Origin of the sequence: Candidatus Phytoplasma tritici (genome assembly GCF_000495255.1) — a bacterium.
GTDB lineage: Bacteria > Bacillota_I > Bacilli_A > Acholeplasmatales > Acholeplasmataceae > Phytoplasma > Phytoplasma tritici.
Map to the genome: position 1 here is coordinate 51,952 of NZ_AVAO01000001.1, position 16,887 is coordinate 68,838.

Here is a 16,887-nt window from a genome sequence, read left to right on the forward strand (position 1 = left end):
TCATCCAAATAACAAATTAAAAAACACATAACAAATTAAAAACAAAGAAAAGGAGCAAAAAATGACAAAAGTTGTTGTTGGTTTATCAGGCGGAGTTGATAGTGCTGTTGCTGCTTTTCTTTTAAAAAAACAAGGTTATTTGGTAGAAGCAGTTTTTATGCGTAATTGGGATAGCAATCTTAATTTTGATATCCAAGGTAATCCCACTTTAAATGACATATGCCCGCAAGAACTAGATTATAAAGATGCCTTAAAAGTGTCTGAACAACTAGGAATTAAGTTGCATCGTGTTGATTTTATTGAAGAATATTGGCAAAAAGTCTTTATGTCTTTTATCAAAACCTTTGAAAATAATCTTACTCCGAATCCTGATATTTTGTGTAATAATGAAATTAAATTTAGAGCTTTTATTGAGTATGCAACAACAAAACTTGACCCTCAATATATTGCTATGGGACATTATGCTAATATCATATATGAAACTTTTTCGGACCAAAAATTAGTTCCGCGACTTGCTTGTGCTGTGGATCAAAACAAAGATCAAACTTATTTTTTATCACAACTAACAACTAAACAATTACAAAATATTTTGTTTCCTTTGGGTAATCTCACCAAAAAAGAAGTACGCCAAATTGCTTTAGAAAATAATTTAATTAATGCCACTAAAAAAGATTCCACAGGGATTTGTTTTATTGGTGAAAGAAATTTTTTTCAATTTCTAAGCAACTATTTACCCACTCAAAAAGGTGATATTAAAACTTTGGATGGTACTTTTGTAGCACATCACAAAGGAGTAATGTATTATACCATAGGGCAACGCAAAAATTTAGGTTTGGGTGATATTCCCAGCCAAAAACCTTGGTTTGTCGTGGGAAAACATCTTCCAACTAACACTTTATACGTAGAACAAGGTAGTACACATCCTTATTTATATAGTGACAAAGCCTTAATTTGTGATATTGTTTGGCGCGGCAAAAAAACCAATTTGCACTTGCAAGCCAAAATGCGCTACCGCCAACCCAATCAAGATGTTATTTTAACTTGGATAGACCAAAACACCTTAGAAATTCATTATCCTCAAAAAATTAAAGCAGTAACTCCAGGGCAAATATGTGCTTTTTATGATAACAATATTTGTTGTGGTGCAGGTGTTATTAAAGAAGTTTATTTTAAAGGCACAAAAAGACTATACACTTAATTTTTTTTGATTCCTTTTGTTTTCTTTTCGTTTTTTTTCAAATCCTTAAAAAAGAAGGTGATAAGATGATTTTAAATTTCGATTTAACTTTAGAAAAAGATACATTATATCAAGATTTAATGGTTGTGATTTCCAAAAATATTCAAGATGCTACCATTTTGCAAAAAATTACTCAAGCCTATCTTTTTGCCAAAGAAAAACATCACGGGCAAACACGTTTTACAGGAGAACCCTATATTATTCATCCTTATGCAGTGACTAAAATTTTGGCACAATTAAACAGCGAACCCAATACTTTAATGGCAGGATTGCTCCATGACGTTTTGGAAGATGCTAATGCTACTATGCAAGATTTAACTTCTTTGTTTGGCGAAGATGTAGCTTATTTAGTTTATCAAGCAACCAAACTTACCAAAATTGCTTTTCACAAAAATCAAGGACATGCCGATAATCAACAAAAAATGTTTTTAGCAATGGCAAAAGACATTAGAGTTGTTATTGTAAAGATTGCTGATCGCTTGCACAATATGCAAACTTTAAATGCGATGCCTTCAGAAAAACAATTACGCATTGCCAAAGAAACCTTAGAAATTCATGCTCCTTTAACACATCGTTTAGGACTTTTTGAAATTAAATCACAATTAGAAGATTTGTCTCTAAGATATGCTTTTCCTCAAGAATATTACCGTGTTTCTAATTTAATTCGGTTAAAAAAACAACAACGTGAAGAATCAATTACCAAAATTATTACCAATATCAAATCTCTTTTAGACAGCCACCAACTCAAAAATTACACTATTAAAGGACGTGTCAAAAATATTTATAGCATTTATAAAAAAATTGTTAAAAGAAAAGTTAGTTTTGAAGAAATCTTTGATCTTTTAGCTATCCGAATTATTGTGCCTACTGTTGATTTGTGTTATCAATGTTTAGGGATTATTCACGGTTATTTTTCGCCATTGCCCCTAAGATTTAAAGACTATATTGCAGTTCCTAAACCCAATCTTTATCAATCTTTGCACACAACTGTTTTAACTAAGGATGGTTCTTTATTTGAAATGCAAATAAGAACTCAAGAAATGGATGAAATTGCTGAAAAAGGAATTGCTGCTCACTGGGCTTATAAAGAAAATAAAACTTATTCCCAAGAAGATAAACAATTAGAACTTGCCAAAAAATTAAGATGGTATCAAGAATTGGTTAAAATTACTATGGATGCCAAAAATCATCCCGAAGAAACGCCCAAAGAATTTGTAGATGCTATTAAAAATGATATTTTAAGTGATAATGTCTATGTTTTTACTCCTACTCAAGAAGTATTTGAACTTCCCAAAGGTTCTACGCCCATTGATTTTGCCTTTCGTATTCATTCCGCAGTAGGAAGCAAAATGACAGCAGCTATTATTAACGGGAAAATTGTACCAATTGATTATCAACTAAAAAATGGCGATATTATTTCGATTAAAACCAATAAAAATATTTTATCAGTTAATAAAGACTGGTTGCGCATGGTAAAAACAACGCATGCCAAAAGAAAAATTAAAGGTTTTTTAAAAAAAGATATCAAAGAAAATAAAACTGAATATTTAGCAGAGATTCAAAAAGGAAAAGATATTATTGAAAAAGAATTAACTGCCAATAAAATTGAACTTTCCTTACTTGATAATAATTTTGTCCAAAAACATTTTGAGCGTTACAATATTCAAACTCTTAACGATTTTTATTATGAAATTGCTAAAAAACAATTAAATCCTAAGTCAGTAATTAATAAATTGTTTGTTTTAGCCAAAGAAACTTTAAGTCAAAATATTTTACAAAAACAAATGGCAAAATCGCATGTTAAACTCAAACATCAAAGTGAGACAGGCGTTATTATTGAAGGTCTTAGAAATCCTAAATTAAAATTGGCAAGTTGTTGTACCCCTGTTTATAACGACGAAATCCTAGGATTTGTCACTAAAGGAAGAGGTATTATTGTGCATCGCAAGGAATGTAATAATTTAGCTCAATGTGATGAAAAAAGACTAATTACTGCTTTATGGCAACAAGATTCCACCATTGCTAAATATCCTGCTTGGATTAGTATTATTGCTTTTACCAAAGATACTTTAGTGCAACAAATTATTAATAAAATCAACAGTTTTAATGTAAGTATTTTAGAATTTAATGTTATTAATAAACAAAAATTAGAAACAATTATTAAGATTAGGATTTTAATAGCTAATACTAAAGAATTAAATAATTTAATTACTAATTTATATAAAATTCCGCAAATTTGTCAAATTCAAAGAATCAATAATTAAATAATTTATTATTTATAATTCAGACAATTATTTATTACTCCATTTATTCTATTTTATTCAATTATTAATGATGCCTCTCCTTATTAAAATTATTTTGTTTATTGTGTGTTTGTGTGTATTTTTTAAATTATTTTTATGCTTTTTTAAAGCTTTATTAGCGCTAAAAATTAAAAAATATAAAAAATCCCCAACAAGAACAAATCCTCAAAAATCTTTATTAAAACTTTTATCCCAAAAAATAACAAAAAACAATCCCCAAAAAACAAAGGAGACCAAAGATGTTTTCTAAAATTAAAGGTACTTATGATTTGATGTCAGATAAAACGGTTTGTTGGCAAAAAGTAGAAAATCACATTCGCACTTTGTTTGCTAAATATCATTTGCAAGAAATAAGAACTCCTATAATTGAATATCGTGGTGTTTTTGATAGAGCAGCTCAACATTCAGAAATGGTTTCCAAAGAAACTTACACTTTTGCAGATAAAAAAGGACGTTTTATTACTTTGCGTCCTGAAGGAACTGCTGGTGTTATTCGTAGTTATGTGGAAAATAAATTAGATAAAACCTCACAATTACACAAGTTTTTTTATTATGGACCTTGTTTTCGCTATGAAAGACCTCAAAAAGGACGCTATCGTCAATTTCATCAATTAGGAGTAGAAATTTTAGGACAATCAAGCCCTTTTTTAGATGTAGAAGTAATTACTCTTGCTTATGAAACCCTTAAATCATTAGGGATTTGTGATATTACTGTGAAAATTAATTCTTTGGGATGTAAAATTACATACAATAATTATTTACAAGTTTTTAAAAACTATTTACAAACACATTATCAACAATTATGTCCTTTATGTCAAGAAAGATTTGAAAAAAATATTTTGCGTATTTCGGATTGTAAAAATTGTCACAATGAACCTTTTTTAAAGCAAGCACCACGCATTTTTGATCACCTTGTTGACGATGCTAAAGTTCGTTTTTTACAAGTTTTAGAAGGACTTAAACAAATGAATGTTAATTTTGAATTGTGTCATGATTTAGTCCGTGGGCTTGATTATTATACTCATAGCGTTTTTGAAATTGTTTATAATAACGAACAAGGACATCAAGCAGTTTTGGGTGGGGGTGGTTGTTATGATAATTTAGTTACTTTATTTGGAGGAAACCCTTCGCCTGGTATTGGATTTGCCTTAGGTATGGAACGCTTAATGTCAATTCTAGCTACCCGTTCTTTTTGTAACAAAAATGTCTTACCTTCTTTGGATGCCTTTATATTAGTTAGTGTGCCGCATTTTTTTTATCAAGGTCTTTCACTTGCAAAAACTCTCCGCCATCAAGGTTTTTCCGCCGATCTTAATTATCAGTTTTTATCTTTTTCCAAAAGCCTTAAACAAGCCTTAAAAAAACAACCCCTTTATCTTTTAATTCTGGGACCAAAAGAATTTGCCAACAATCAAATTACAATCAAAAATACTTACACCCAACAGCAAACCACCATATTGCAAAAAGATGTTGTTTCTTATTTTCAAAACAACAAGGAGTTAAATTAATTCATGAAAAATAAATATAGTCATTATAATAATCAATTAACACTAGTCCATCAAGGAAAAATAGTTTTTCTAAAAGGTTTTATTTTTCGTAAACGTAATTTAGGAAAAACTCTTTTTTTTGACTTACGCGATGTTTCTGGAATCATTCAATTATTAGTTAAAGAAAACAATCCACAATACGACAAAATAGCTTTAATTAAACTAGAAACAGTCGTTCAAATTAAAGGTCAAGTAATTGAAAGAATCAATAAAAATCCTGATTTGCCAACTGGTGATATTGAAATTTTAGTATCTCATATTGAAATTTTAAGTGAGGCTCAAACCTTACCTTTAAATGTGTTTCAAAGTCAAGAAAGTTTAGAAGAAACCAGGCTTAAATATCGTTATTTGGATTTAAGGAATCCTGAAGTTAAACATTTTTTGATTCAAAGACACCACATTACCCAAAGTATTCGTCAAACTCTTTTGAAAAATGATTTTTTAGAACTAGAAACTCCCATTTTATCTAAATCAACTCCTGAAGGAGCAAGAGATTATTTAGTGCCTTCTAGGATTTATCCAGGTAATTTTTATGCTCTTCCTCAATCTCCCCAACTTTTTAAACAATTATACATGATTGCAGGATTTGAAAGGTATTTTCAAGTAGCGCGTTGTTTCCGTGATGAGGACCTCAGATCTGATAGACAACCTGAATTTAGTCAAATTGATATTGAAACATCTTTTTTAAATCAAGATGAAATTATGTCCTTAACGGAAGAAATTATAGTAGATTTATTTGCCAATATTTGGAAAAAACCACTTCTTGAACCCTTTTTAAGATTAACTTATCAACAAACTTTTGAACTTTATGGTTCTGATAAGCCAGATTTAAGAAACCCCCTTAAAATTACAGATTTTACTGCTTTTTTTGATACTAATACTTGTCCCCCAAATATGTTTTCATCATGCAACATTAAAGGATTTAAAGTTTCCAAAACAGCAGTTTTGACACGCCTTAAACTAGATGAGTATCAATTGTTTTTTAGTAAACATTTTAACTTGAAATTGTTTTCTTTTGTTAAAAAAAATGATAAAATTATAGGTGGAATATCTCAATTTATTAAAGATGATTCTTTTTTAAAAAATGAAGAAATTTGTTTTGTCGTTTCTGGAAAAAAAGACATTATTCAAAAAGCTTTAGGTATTTTTCGCACCAAACTAGCCCTTGATTTATCTTTGATTGATACAACTCAAGAAGCGTTATTATGGATTATTGATTTTCCTTTATTTGAAACCATTCAAGAAGACCTATCCCAACCAAATCTTACTTTGGAAAACTCAAACCCTCCAAACCGTCTTTACTCTTTACATCACCCTTTTACTGCTCCTTGTGATTCTACCATTTTGAAAAGCAATCCTCAAAAAGCCCTTGCCAAAGCCTATGATTTAGTTTGGAATGGCTATGAAGTGGGTGGTGGTTCGTTAAGAATTAACAATCCCCAAACGCAAGAATTAATTTTTAGTCTTTTAGGATTTTCACAAGAAGAAGTTCAAAACCGTTTTGGTTTTTTAGTCGAAGCCCTTAAATACGGTACTCCACCTCATGGAGGACTTGCCCTAGGTCTTGATCGTCTTGTGATGTTGTTTACCAAAACCAATAATATCAAAGATGTCATTGCCTTTCCTAAAACCCAAAGTGCTAAAGATTTGATGTTAGAAGCTCCCGGCGCAGTTGACCAAGAACAACTCAACACCCTAAAACTCAAACTCAAATGTAATTGTAATTAAGGATGTTTCATGAAAACCATTAAACTCGCTTGTAGTCTAGATGCCAATCAAACCTATATTATAGCTGTAAGTGGTGGCATTGATTCAATGGCTTTACTTCATTATTTGGTGGCACAAAAAATAAAACTTCAAGTTGTGCATTTCAACCATTTAACACGTTCCAATGCTTGGCAAGATAAAGAATTAGTTAAAAATTATTGTCTCCAAAACTCCCTTGGCTTCCATTATTTTGAAATAAATTCCCCTCAAAAAAACTTTCAAGCCCAAGCACGTTTATTAAGGCAACAAAAATTAATGAAAATAGCTACAAAACACCAAACCCCTTTTATTTTGACAGCCCATCATTTAGATGATTTGGCAGAAACTATTTTACAAAAAATAAGCAGAAGCAGCACTTTGCTAGGTTATAGTGGCATGCAGATCCAAACTTCTTGGCAAGATTTCATCTTTTTGAAACCTTTTTTATACATTCCCAAAGCTAAAATCATAAGTTATGTTACTTTTTATCAAATTCCTTTTTTGGAAGATTACACCAATCAAAAAATTACCTATCAAAGAAACCAAATCAGGCATAAAGTTATTCCTTACTTAAAAATTAAAACTGGTTTTTTGCAAAATATCCAAAAATACCAACAAATTCTTTTGCAAGCCCACAATTTTATTCGCAAACAAACTCTTTTATTTCTTACAAAACACACAAATCATATATGTAACCAAACAAACTTTATTGCACTTGCGCCTTTTTTAAACCTTGATTTAGTTATTCAAAAAGATATCATTTTATTATTATTAGAAAAACAAAATATTACTAAAAGTTTTATTTTTATCCAAAATATAATCAAAGGCATTAACAATCCTTATAAGCCTAATTTATCTTGGCATCTTAATTCCGAGTGGCATTTAATTAAGGATTACAAACATATTGCATTAATGAAACCCACACTACCGCTCGCCTTTGCTTTAACAAAACCTTTGTTGTGTGTTTCTACATGTAATCTTTGTCTTGTTTGTGTTTGTCCTTTGTTACAATCCCTCAATTATAATCCTCAAAAAGTTAGCTTTCCTTTAAAAGTGCGTTTGCGCCAACCCAAAGACACATTAAAATTTAGTTTTGGCACTAAAAAATTGAAAAAATTTTTAATTGAAAAAAAAGTTCCTCTTATTCAAAGAAATAATTTATGGTTAGTAGTAGATAATTTAGACAATATTTTATTTATTCCTCACTTATATATAAACCTAACTTTAGGAAATCAATCTAGGATTTATTTAGCTTTTAAAAACTTTTTTACCTCTTCAAATTGTTTTTCTCAAACAAATTAAAAATGAGAATCAAAAAAATAAATGCAGAAATTACATCCATCCCGAATTTAAACTCCAAATATTAAAATATTTTATTTTTTTAATGTTTAACCCAAAGATAATTTCTTGCAAGAAAGGTTAATTTATGTCATTTTTTGATAAAATTTTTAAAAAATTCCATATGGGCGTCCTTTATTTTGCTGTAATTTTAATAGGTTCAACTTTTATTTATTGTTATTTTACTAAGCACGAAAAAAAAGATAACAATACATTTGATGAACTTGCACAAAAAAACGAAATTGAAAAAATAAAGTATAATCCCATTTTTGCTAACTCTGCTTTTTGTGACATTGTAGTTACCACTACAAATGGTAGAGTAATTGATTTTTTTAATATACCTTGTGATAAAGTATTTGAAAAAAAACCAAACGGAAAATACAAATATGACACCTATTCTGTAGATCCTAGACCTTGGAATGGTTATGAACTTGCTTTTTGGGTATTTAGACAATGCTTAACAATGTTAATTTTTTACTGTTTTTTTCTCTTTTTTGCAGATACTATCAAACAAATGGGACAAGAAATTTTGGCATCAACCCCTGGTAAAAAAGGTGCTAAAAGTCGCAAAGTTATTATCAATCAAAAAAGATTTACTTTTTCAGATGTAGCAGGAGCTGATGAAGAAAAAGAAGAAATGTCAGAATTGATTGACTTTTTAAAAAACCCGCGTAAATATGCTGCTATGGGAGCAAGAATTCCTAAAGGAGTTTTGTTGTACGGACCTCCCGGAACAGGAAAAACCTTACTTGCCAAAGCAGTTGCAGGTGAGGCAGGCGTTCCTTTTTTTGCTGCTTCGGGTTCTGATTTCGATGAAGTTTATGTAGGTGTTGGAGCTTCGCGTGTTAGAGATCTTTTTAAAGAAGCTCAACTGGCAGCTCCTTGTATCGTTTTTATCGATGAAATTGAGGCAGTTGCTAGAAAAAGAGGCTCCAATATTGGTGGGAGCAACGGTTCTGAACAAACCTTAAACCAACTTTTAGTAGAGATGGACGGCTTTAACCAAAAAATGGGTGTTATTGTTATTGCAGCTACTAACCAACCCGAAGTTCTTGACTCAGCTATTTTGCGTCCTGGACGTTTTGACCGTCAATTTAATATTACTTTACCAAACGTTAAAGACCGTGAAGCTATCTTAAAATTACATGCAAGTAATAAAAAACTTTCAGAAGAAATCAGTTTAGAAGAATTAGCCAAACAAACTCCAGGTTTTAGTGGTGCTCAATTAGAAGGAACATTAAATGAAGCTGCTTTATTAGCTGCTAGAAGAAATGCTACTTTTATCAATAAAAAAGACATTAGTGAAGCTTTAGATCGTATTTTAATTGGACCTGCTAAAAAATCTAAAAAATATAATGACAAAGAAAAACATATGGTAGCTTATCACGAAGCAGGACATGCTGTTATTGGAATCAAAATTCCTTTTGCCCAAATAGTGCAAAAAATCACCATTATTCCACGTGGAAATGCAGGCGGATACAACTTAATGCTTCCTCAAGAAGAAACTTTTTTTTCTTCCAAAAAAGCCCTATTGGCCCAAATTACTTCATTTCTGGGCGGACGTGTTGCTGAAGAATTAATGTTTGATGACGTTTCTAACGGCGCTTATAACGATTTTAAACACGCTACACAAATAGCTAAACTGATGGTAACTAAATATGGAATGAGTGATTTAGGACCAGTGCAATATTCAGGAAACACTTTTCAAAATGATTTTTCTGATCCTAAAGGTTTAGAAATTGACCAACAAATTCAAAAAATTATTGCTAATTGTTATCAACAAGCCAAAAAAATTATTCAAGAAAATCAAGATTTACTTGACACAATCGCCAAATATTTACTTGAAATTGAAACTCTTAATAAAAGAGATATTGACGAAATTGTAGCTACAGGAAAAATTGCTTGGTGGGAAAAAGAAAAAGAAGAAGCCAACGCCCCAATCCAACCAACTTCTCAAATGTCTTCCAACAATGAAACAAATAGCACTGATACAACTTCTTTAAATGATGAATTGAAAACAACAATAACCAATTTAGACAACCAAGAATTAAATGAATCAAATCCAAACAATAAGGAAACAACTTCTGAAGAAGTTGTTTCAACAGATTGACTCCGAATAAACTTAAATTCAAATCTATTTTTTTCATTTCTAAAAACAGCTTTTTTACAAAAAACCAAAAATATCTTTACAATTAACACCAATTTTAAGTTTGCTTAGAGTTGGTGATCGTTATGATAATTTAATTTTATCACTAATGCTTTTTATTGATTTTTTAACCTTTTTATTATTTTGTCTTTATTTTTTTGCAACACAACCTTTTTACTACATTTTTTAACTTTTAGAAAACAAGGCCTTTTACATGAATGAAAAAAAAGAGTTTCTTATTTCTGCCAGTGAGGCATTTCAACGTTTGGATCATTTTTTATTAACTCACATTAATTTAAATAAAAGTCAATGTCAAAAATTAATTTTGGCACAACAAGTTTTGGTCAACACCAAACCTTCTAAAAAAAGTTATTTGCTAAAACCTCAAGACCTCATTATGGTTATCATCCCTCAAACTCAAGAATATATTAATTTACAAAATCCTCAAAATCTTAATTTAGACATCATTTATGAAGATTCTTATTTAGCAGTTATCAATAAACCTGCCAATTTGGTAGTGCATCCTTCTTTAAGTTTTCAAGAAACAACCTTAGTTAATGGATTGTTACACCAATTTCAAACTTTAAGTAATATAGATACCCAAAGACCTGGTATCGTGCATAGACTTGATAAAAATACTACTGGTTTATTAATTGTTGCCAAAACTAATTATGTAAGCGAAAAACTACAAATTGCGTTCCAAAAAAGAAAAATTACCAAAATTTATTGGGCTTTAATTGAAGGTTTTTTAGAAGATAAAGGCACTATCAAACTGCCTATTGGAAGAAATCCTCATAATCGATTAAAAATGCAAGTTATGCCCGACGGTAAAACTGCTGTTACTCATTTTAAAACTTTGCAACGCTTTTCTCATTTTTCTTTGATGGAATGTAATTTAGAAACAGGAAGAACTCACCAATTAAGAACACATTTTTCCTTCCTAAAACGTCCCATTGTAGGAGATCTACTTTATGGATCATCACACCATATTACTCCTTTAGGTCAATTTTTGCATTCTAAAATACTAAAATTCAACCACCCTATCACCAATCAAAATCTTATTTTGGAAGCATCCTTACCTGCTAATTTTGAAAAACTTTTACAAACTTTTAATGACTATAATTGCATTTTTTAAACTTTTCTTCATTATTTGTGTTTTAGAGTTTTTCATTTTTTTCACCCACTTTTCAATCATTTAAATTCAAAAAAACAATAAACAAGGAATTATTTATGATTAAAATTAATAATCTTTCGAAAACTTTTTGCCTTAAAAAACAACAACTTCCAGTTTTACAAAATATTTCACTTGCAGTTTTGAAAGGCGAAATATTTGGGTTAGTAGGAACTTCGGGTTCTGGCAAAACTACGTTATTAAAAATTATGAATGGATTTATGTTGCCTGATAAAAATGCTAATTCTTCCATTCAAAAAACTTTTAGTCATCTAGAAAGTGCTATGATTTTTCAAAATTTTAATCTTTTGAGTAATTTAAATGTTTTTGAAAATGTTGCCCTTCCTTTAGAAATAAGAAGCACTCCTGAAAAACAAATTACTACTAAAGTAAATGAAATGCTAGATTTTGTAGGACTTAGCCAATTTATAACTGCCTATCCTAAAACACTTTCGGGCGGACAAAAACAACGTGTAGCCATTGCGCGTTCCTTAGTTTACGAACCTAAAATTATTTTTTGTGACGAGCCTACTTTTGCCTTGGATGAAATGACAAGTCAAGAGATTTTGAAATTATTGCAAACAACCAATCAAAAATTAAAAACTACAATTGTTTTAGTTTCTCATAATGTTGCAGTAATTAAAAGTTTGTGTCACCGTGTAGCTATTTTGGAACAAGGAAAATTAGCTAAAATTGCTACCCTTAATCCTTCTTGTAAATTTGAAGCTACTTCTTATAAAAACATTTTTATCTAAATTTTTATCCTTTTTTATCATACAAATGTTTTTGTCAAACAAAATATTAATAAATAAAATTATTTAGAAAAGAGACACATTACATGTTTAAACTATCTTCTTTATCTTCCGAAACTAAAAAAAATCTATTATTTGCTTTATTAACTATTTCTTTTTTGTTTAATTTACTTTTGGGTTATTTTTTTTGGGATACTAAAAAATCTTTAGCTAATAACCCTTCTAACCAACAAACCCATAAATTAAAAGTAGCAACTGCTCTGCCAACTATTAAAGATTTTTTAGAGGGATATGCCAAAGACCGTTTAAAAGAATACAATATTGATTTAGATGTTCAATATTTAAGTTTGGGATTTAAACAAACCAATGAATTGCTTTTAAACAAACAAGTTGATGCCAAATTAGACGCTCATGTACATGATCTAAATATTTTTAACAAAGAACAATCAAATATCCCAGATCAAGATAAATTAACGTTTAGCCAAGTAGTTTATTTAGCTAAATTTGGGCTTTTTGCTAAACCTAATACTTTTAATAATTTAGAAATAATTCAAAAAACAAACCATCCTAGCAAACTTAAAATTTTGATTCCACAAGATAATTTTCAACGTTCTTTAGCTTTGCGCGTGTTGCAAGAATTAAAAATTATAGAAGAAATAAAACCAGGACGCACTCTTAACATTGAAGAACAATTTAATTTAAAAACTACAGATTTTAAATCTACTGATTTATATCCTGATATAGAATACACTACTGAACCGGAATTAAACAAAATTACATCTAGATTTCTCGCTCCTAATGATTTTGATTTATGTCTTAATTATCCTACTGTTATGGGATTGGGAATAAATAAATTTATATCACTAGGCATAATGCAAAAGCCCACTCAGTTAGATGATATTCTTTATTCTTATACCATTTCTTTAGTAACTACTAATAATAATGAAAATGACTGGAAAATTAAAATTTTAAAAGATATTTTAAAAGAAGAAGAAGCTATTGAATATATGGAATCAAATCCATTTGCAACCAATTTTTATATGATTCCAAGACAAGAAGTTAAACAAATAAGTAAAAACATTAAAGATAAATATTTAGGCAAAACAGGCGCTGCTCCTGCTTCTAATTAATGGAAAAACTTAATGGAAAATAATATTTTTATTCGTTTGTGGAATGTTTTAGCTAAAAATAAATTGGTATGTAATGGTTTTAAAGAAACTCTTAAAATTACTTTAATAGGTTGTTTTATTGCTTTTTTTTTAGGGCTTATTTTAGGAGTTTTATTATATTTATTCCAAATACAAAAACATTATAAAAGATATTGGATTTTAAATAGTTTGATGAATTTTTTCATTTCTACTCCTTTTTTAATCTTAATTGTTTTATTATTAAAATTAGTTTTAATTCCTTATTTGCGCATGGGTTATGGCTTTGGTACTGCTCTTTTTTTCTTAGTCTTGGTTATTGCTCCTCTTTTTGCTCGCAATTGTGAACAAGTTTTTTTAACTACTAATCCAGAATTATACCAAACATCATTTAGTCTTGGGGCAACTAAATTTCAATTTGTGACTAAATTTTTACTAAAAGAAACCCGTTCTGATATCATTTTAAAACTAGCTTCTATTTTTATCACTTCCATTGCTTATTCTTCTGTTTTGCAAATTGTAGGGCATCAAGGTATTGCAGCAGTTGCAATTGATAATGGCTATAACGGACATTATGATTTTGAACCTTTTTTTACTCGTTTTGATTTAATTATAGTATCTGTTTTGCTTACATTTATTTTAACCCAAACAGTTTATTTTGTAGGAAATCGAATTGCTTTTGCCATTGATAAACACTAATCACATCAAATTTTTACCATTTTTTTCTTCCCGCCCACTTTTTGGTCATTTTTTTCCACAATTTAGTCTTTTTTTTCATCAAATAAAGAAAAATAAGGTATAATACTCTTGTGGATAATATGAAATTAATTATAGCTATCGTTTCTAGTCACGATGCTAACAAAGTACAACAATCTTTAATAGAAAATAGTTTTTTTACAACTAAATTAGCTACTAAAGGAGGTTTTTTAAAAGAAGCTAATGCAACTTTTATTTTAGGAGTCAAAGAAGAACAAGTATCCAAAGCTTTAGAAATTATAAAAGCCCATTCTCATAAAAAAACTCAAATGATTCCAAACAATATCATAAATGAGTTTAGTGCTTATAATTCTTTTCCTACTGAAGTTTCTGTGGGTGGAGCAACGATTTTTGTTCTTGATGTGGACCAATTTTTAAAAGTTTAACATTAACATTAATAATTTTATAAAACCTAAAACCTATTAAATTCAAGCAAATTTAAATTAAAAAAGGAGTTTTTACATGGCATTAACAAAAGAACAAAAACAAGAAATTATTAAACAAAATTCACGTTTTGAAAAAGACACAGGTTCATCTGAAGTTCAAATTGCTATTTTATCAGCAGAAATCAAACAATTAAGTGAACATTTAAAACAACACCCTCATGATTTTCACTCTAAAAGAGGTTTGTTTATGAAAAACAGCAAAAGACGTAATTTAGTAAAATATTTATTAAACCAAAATTAATAATTAAAATATCACAGTTTTTTTGTGGTATTTTTTTATTTTCCTTTGCATTTAATTTTAAATTAACTAAACCCCAACCCCCAAAAAAATTACACACACACATGCAACTAAACAAATAATAAAAAAAGGAGACAACAAAGAACATTATGAAAGGTTTATTAGTTTTATATGATGGATTTGAGGATTGCGAGGCTTTAGTCACAAGAGCTTTATTAAATCGCGTAGCGCTTCCTTTAACAAATGCAACTCTAAATCCCCAATTAGAAGTTGTGTCTTCTAGCGGTCTTTGTGTAAAAGCAAATGCCAATTTGGCTACCATTAATCCTTTAGAATACGATTTTTTAGTTATTCCTGGAGGACCTTACGTAGCACAAATTATTGAAAAAGAAACTTTTTTATTGCAATTAATTCAAAAATTTGTTGATGCTAATAAAGTTATTGGAGCTATTTGCGCCGCTCCTATGTTTCTAGGCAAACTAGATTTATTACAAAACCATTCTTTTACTTGTTTTCCTTCTTGTAATCATTTTATTGAAGGTACTTATTTGCCAGACAAAAAAGCTGTTATTAGTGATAAATTTGTAACTTCTCGTTCCCCTATAACTGTCTTTGACTTTGTTTTTGCTTTAGTAGAAGTGCTGAAAGGCAAAGATTTTGCTTTTTCTTTTAAAAATTCCCTTAATGTTTAGTAAATGTGTGTAGCAAATCAAAATTAAGAATTAAAAACTAATCTTTTTGCCTCAAAAAAATATTTTATTTAACAACTTCCCAATTTTAAATTTTAAATTTTAAATTTCAAAAACACACACTTTTATTTATTATTAACTTAATTTTGTTGTTTTTTTCATTGTGGTACGTAGTTTTTGGAGCTTTTTATTTGTATAAAAAATATCAAAATTATCTGAGCATCATCTAATTATTGTTATCTTTTTTCATTTTTTTACACAATTTATGCATTATTTTTTAAAAAAGTTGATAAAATAATTTTTTTACTTGACTTAATGACATTATTTTAGTAAAATATTAAGAGAATATTGAAAATAAAAAATTACTATATTATAATAATTAAGATTATTTCATATCTAAATTACAAAAGATTTCATAACTTTTTTTCATAGCTTTAAAACAAAAAATAAATATACACATAAAATTAATCACTTTTTTCACTAATAATAAGGAGAAAATTCCATGACAGAACAATTGCAAACAAAAAACAATCAAAAAACTTTAATGGCTAATAAAACAACAGTAAAACCTAAATGGCACCTAGTAGACGCTAAGGGTAAAACCCTAGGTAGATTAGCTACCAAAGTGGCTTCCATTTTAAAAGGAAAACACAAAACACATTACACTCCACACGTAGACAATGGCGATTATGTTATTGTTGTAAATGCTGCCTACATTCATTTAACTGGAAAAAAATGGCAACAAAAAACTTACTACAAACATTCAGGTTATCCTGGTGGTTTAACTAAAGTTGTAGCTTCAGAAATGATGCGTAAATTTCCTACAAGAATGGTTGAAAAAGCAATTTTAGGGATGGTTCCTCATACTAAATTAGGTTCACAAATTGGTAAAAAATTATTTGTTTATGCCGAACAAAACCATAATCACCAAGCGCAACAACCAGAAAGTTTAGAGGTTTAATTATATGAAAAAAGTAAATTATTTTGGTACTGGTCGTCGTAAAAGTGCTGTGGCAAGAGTTATTTTAACTAATGGTACTGGCAAAATTACAATCAATACTAGAGATTTTGAAAAATATTTACCGTTACTTGCAACACGCCTAGAAATGATTCAACCTTTAGAATTAACTGAAAAAAGAGAAGCTTTTGATGTAAGTGTGAATGTAAATGGTGGAGGACTTTCAGCTCAAGCAGGCGCTATTAGTTTAGGAATTGCCCGAGCTTTAATTGAAAGTGTTCCCGAATTAAGAGCCATTTTAAAAAAGGCTGGTTTATTAACTCGCGATTCTCGTTGTGTAGAACGTAAAAAATACGGTTTAAAAAAAGCTCGTCGAGCACCACAATTTTCCAAACGTTAATCCACAAAAAAGAAC

Annotated in this window: 15 protein-coding genes; all 15 read left to right on the top strand. The window is 29.3% G+C overall.

Going from position 1 to position 16,887, the window contains the following annotated elements:
• Positions 1-34: 34 nt before the first annotated feature.
• Complete coding sequence (mnmA, locus tag N747_RS0100285) at positions 35-1,198, top strand: tRNA 2-thiouridine(34) synthase MnmA (RefSeq protein WP_275039426.1); 1,164 nt, start codon at positions 35-37, stop codon at positions 1,196-1,198.
• 65 nt (positions 1,199-1,263) lie between these two features.
• Positions 1,264-3,501: a RelA/SpoT family protein gene (locus N747_RS0100290; RefSeq protein WP_024563335.1), complete on the top strand. Its 2,238-nt coding sequence runs from the start codon at positions 1,264-1,266 to the stop codon at positions 3,499-3,501.
• A gap of 278 nt (positions 3,502-3,779) precedes the next feature.
• Positions 3,780-5,048, top strand: coding sequence for a histidine--tRNA ligase (gene hisS, locus N747_RS0100300; protein WP_024563337.1), 1,269 nt, complete (start codon positions 3,780-3,782; stop codon positions 5,046-5,048).
• Between the two features lie 3 nt (positions 5,049-5,051).
• Positions 5,052-6,815, top strand: coding sequence for an aspartate--tRNA ligase (aspS, locus tag N747_RS0100305; RefSeq protein ID WP_024563338.1), 1,764 nt, complete (start codon positions 5,052-5,054; stop codon positions 6,813-6,815).
• A gap of 9 nt (positions 6,816-6,824) precedes the next feature.
• Entirely contained in the window at positions 6,825-8,135 is a 1,311-nt protein-coding gene (gene tilS, locus N747_RS0100310; protein WP_024563339.1) for a tRNA lysidine(34) synthetase TilS, read from the top strand.
• A gap of 124 nt (positions 8,136-8,259) precedes the next feature.
• The gene (gene ftsH / locus N747_RS0100315; protein ID WP_024563340.1) at positions 8,260-10,281 is read left to right on the top strand and encodes an ATP-dependent zinc metalloprotease FtsH; all 2,022 of its coding nucleotides are present in this window, start codon (positions 8,260-8,262) and stop codon (positions 10,279-10,281) included.
• Between the two features lie 250 nt (positions 10,282-10,531).
• The gene (locus tag N747_RS0100320; protein WP_024563341.1) at positions 10,532-11,452 is read left to right on the top strand and encodes an RluA family pseudouridine synthase; all 921 of its coding nucleotides are present in this window, start codon (positions 10,532-10,534) and stop codon (positions 11,450-11,452) included.
• Between the two features lie 95 nt (positions 11,453-11,547).
• Positions 11,548-12,243, top strand: a complete 696-nt coding sequence (locus tag N747_RS0100325; RefSeq protein ID WP_024563342.1) for an ATP-binding cassette domain-containing protein — start codon at positions 11,548-11,550, stop codon at positions 12,241-12,243.
• A gap of 83 nt (positions 12,244-12,326) precedes the next feature.
• Positions 12,327-13,370, top strand: coding sequence for a type 2 periplasmic-binding domain-containing protein (locus N747_RS0100330; RefSeq protein ID WP_024563343.1), 1,044 nt, complete (start codon positions 12,327-12,329; stop codon positions 13,368-13,370).
• 12 nt (positions 13,371-13,382) lie between these two features.
• Positions 13,383-14,084, top strand: a complete 702-nt coding sequence (locus N747_RS0100335) for an ABC transporter permease subunit (protein WP_024563344.1) — start codon at positions 13,383-13,385, stop codon at positions 14,082-14,084.
• A gap of 119 nt (positions 14,085-14,203) precedes the next feature.
• Positions 14,204-14,527 (top strand): cyclic-di-AMP receptor, encoded by a 324-nt coding sequence (locus N747_RS0100340; RefSeq protein ID WP_024563345.1) that lies wholly within the window; start codon positions 14,204-14,206, stop codon positions 14,525-14,527.
• Positions 14,528-14,603: 76 nt separating this feature from the next.
• A complete protein-coding gene (gene rpsO, locus N747_RS0100345; RefSeq protein WP_024563346.1) occupies positions 14,604-14,828 on the top strand; it encodes a 30S ribosomal protein S15 in 225 nt (74 codons plus the stop codon).
• Between the two features lie 146 nt (positions 14,829-14,974).
• A complete protein-coding gene (locus tag N747_RS0100350; protein ID WP_024563347.1) occupies positions 14,975-15,517 on the top strand; it encodes a DJ-1/PfpI family protein in 543 nt (180 codons plus the stop codon).
• A gap of 499 nt (positions 15,518-16,016) precedes the next feature.
• The gene (gene rplM / locus N747_RS0100355; RefSeq protein ID WP_024563348.1) at positions 16,017-16,475 is read left to right on the top strand and encodes a 50S ribosomal protein L13; all 459 of its coding nucleotides are present in this window, start codon (positions 16,017-16,019) and stop codon (positions 16,473-16,475) included.
• A gap of 4 nt (positions 16,476-16,479) precedes the next feature.
• Entirely contained in the window at positions 16,480-16,872 is a 393-nt protein-coding gene (rpsI, locus tag N747_RS0100360; protein WP_024563349.1) for a 30S ribosomal protein S9, read from the top strand.
• Positions 16,873-16,887: the final 15 nt, after the last annotated feature.

What these genes read in the sequence shown, in the direction of transcription:
- rpsI (WP_024563349.1), top strand. Translation starts at nt 16,480, where the DNA reads ATGAAAAAAGTAAATTATTTTGGTACTGGTCGTCGTAAAAGTGCTGTG.
- N747_RS0100325 (WP_024563342.1), top strand. Translation starts at nt 11,548, where the DNA reads ATGATTAAAATTAATAATCTTTCGAAAACTTTTTGCCTTAAAAAACAA.
- rpsO (WP_024563346.1), top strand. Translation starts at nt 14,604, where the DNA reads ATGGCATTAACAAAAGAACAAAAACAAGAAATTATTAAACAAAATTCA.
- rplM (WP_024563348.1), top strand. Translation starts at nt 16,017, where the DNA reads ATGACAGAACAATTGCAAACAAAAAACAATCAAAAAACTTTAATGGCT.
- tilS (WP_024563339.1), top strand. Translation starts at nt 6,825, where the DNA reads ATGAAAACCATTAAACTCGCTTGTAGTCTAGATGCCAATCAAACCTAT.
- N747_RS0100340 (WP_024563345.1), top strand. Translation starts at nt 14,204, where the DNA reads ATGAAATTAATTATAGCTATCGTTTCTAGTCACGATGCTAACAAAGTA.
- N747_RS0100350 (WP_024563347.1), top strand. Translation starts at nt 14,975, where the DNA reads ATGAAAGGTTTATTAGTTTTATATGATGGATTTGAGGATTGCGAGGCT.
- N747_RS0100330 (WP_024563343.1), top strand. Translation starts at nt 12,327, where the DNA reads ATGTTTAAACTATCTTCTTTATCTTCCGAAACTAAAAAAAATCTATTA.
- ftsH (WP_024563340.1), top strand. Translation starts at nt 8,260, where the DNA reads ATGTCATTTTTTGATAAAATTTTTAAAAAATTCCATATGGGCGTCCTT.
- N747_RS0100335 (WP_024563344.1), top strand. Translation starts at nt 13,383, where the DNA reads ATGGAAAATAATATTTTTATTCGTTTGTGGAATGTTTTAGCTAAAAAT.
- aspS (WP_024563338.1), top strand. Translation starts at nt 5,052, where the DNA reads ATGAAAAATAAATATAGTCATTATAATAATCAATTAACACTAGTCCAT.
- N747_RS0100290 (WP_024563335.1), top strand. Translation starts at nt 1,264, where the DNA reads ATGATTTTAAATTTCGATTTAACTTTAGAAAAAGATACATTATATCAA.
- N747_RS0100320 (WP_024563341.1), top strand. Translation starts at nt 10,532, where the DNA reads ATGAATGAAAAAAAAGAGTTTCTTATTTCTGCCAGTGAGGCATTTCAA.
- hisS (WP_024563337.1), top strand. Translation starts at nt 3,780, where the DNA reads ATGTTTTCTAAAATTAAAGGTACTTATGATTTGATGTCAGATAAAACG.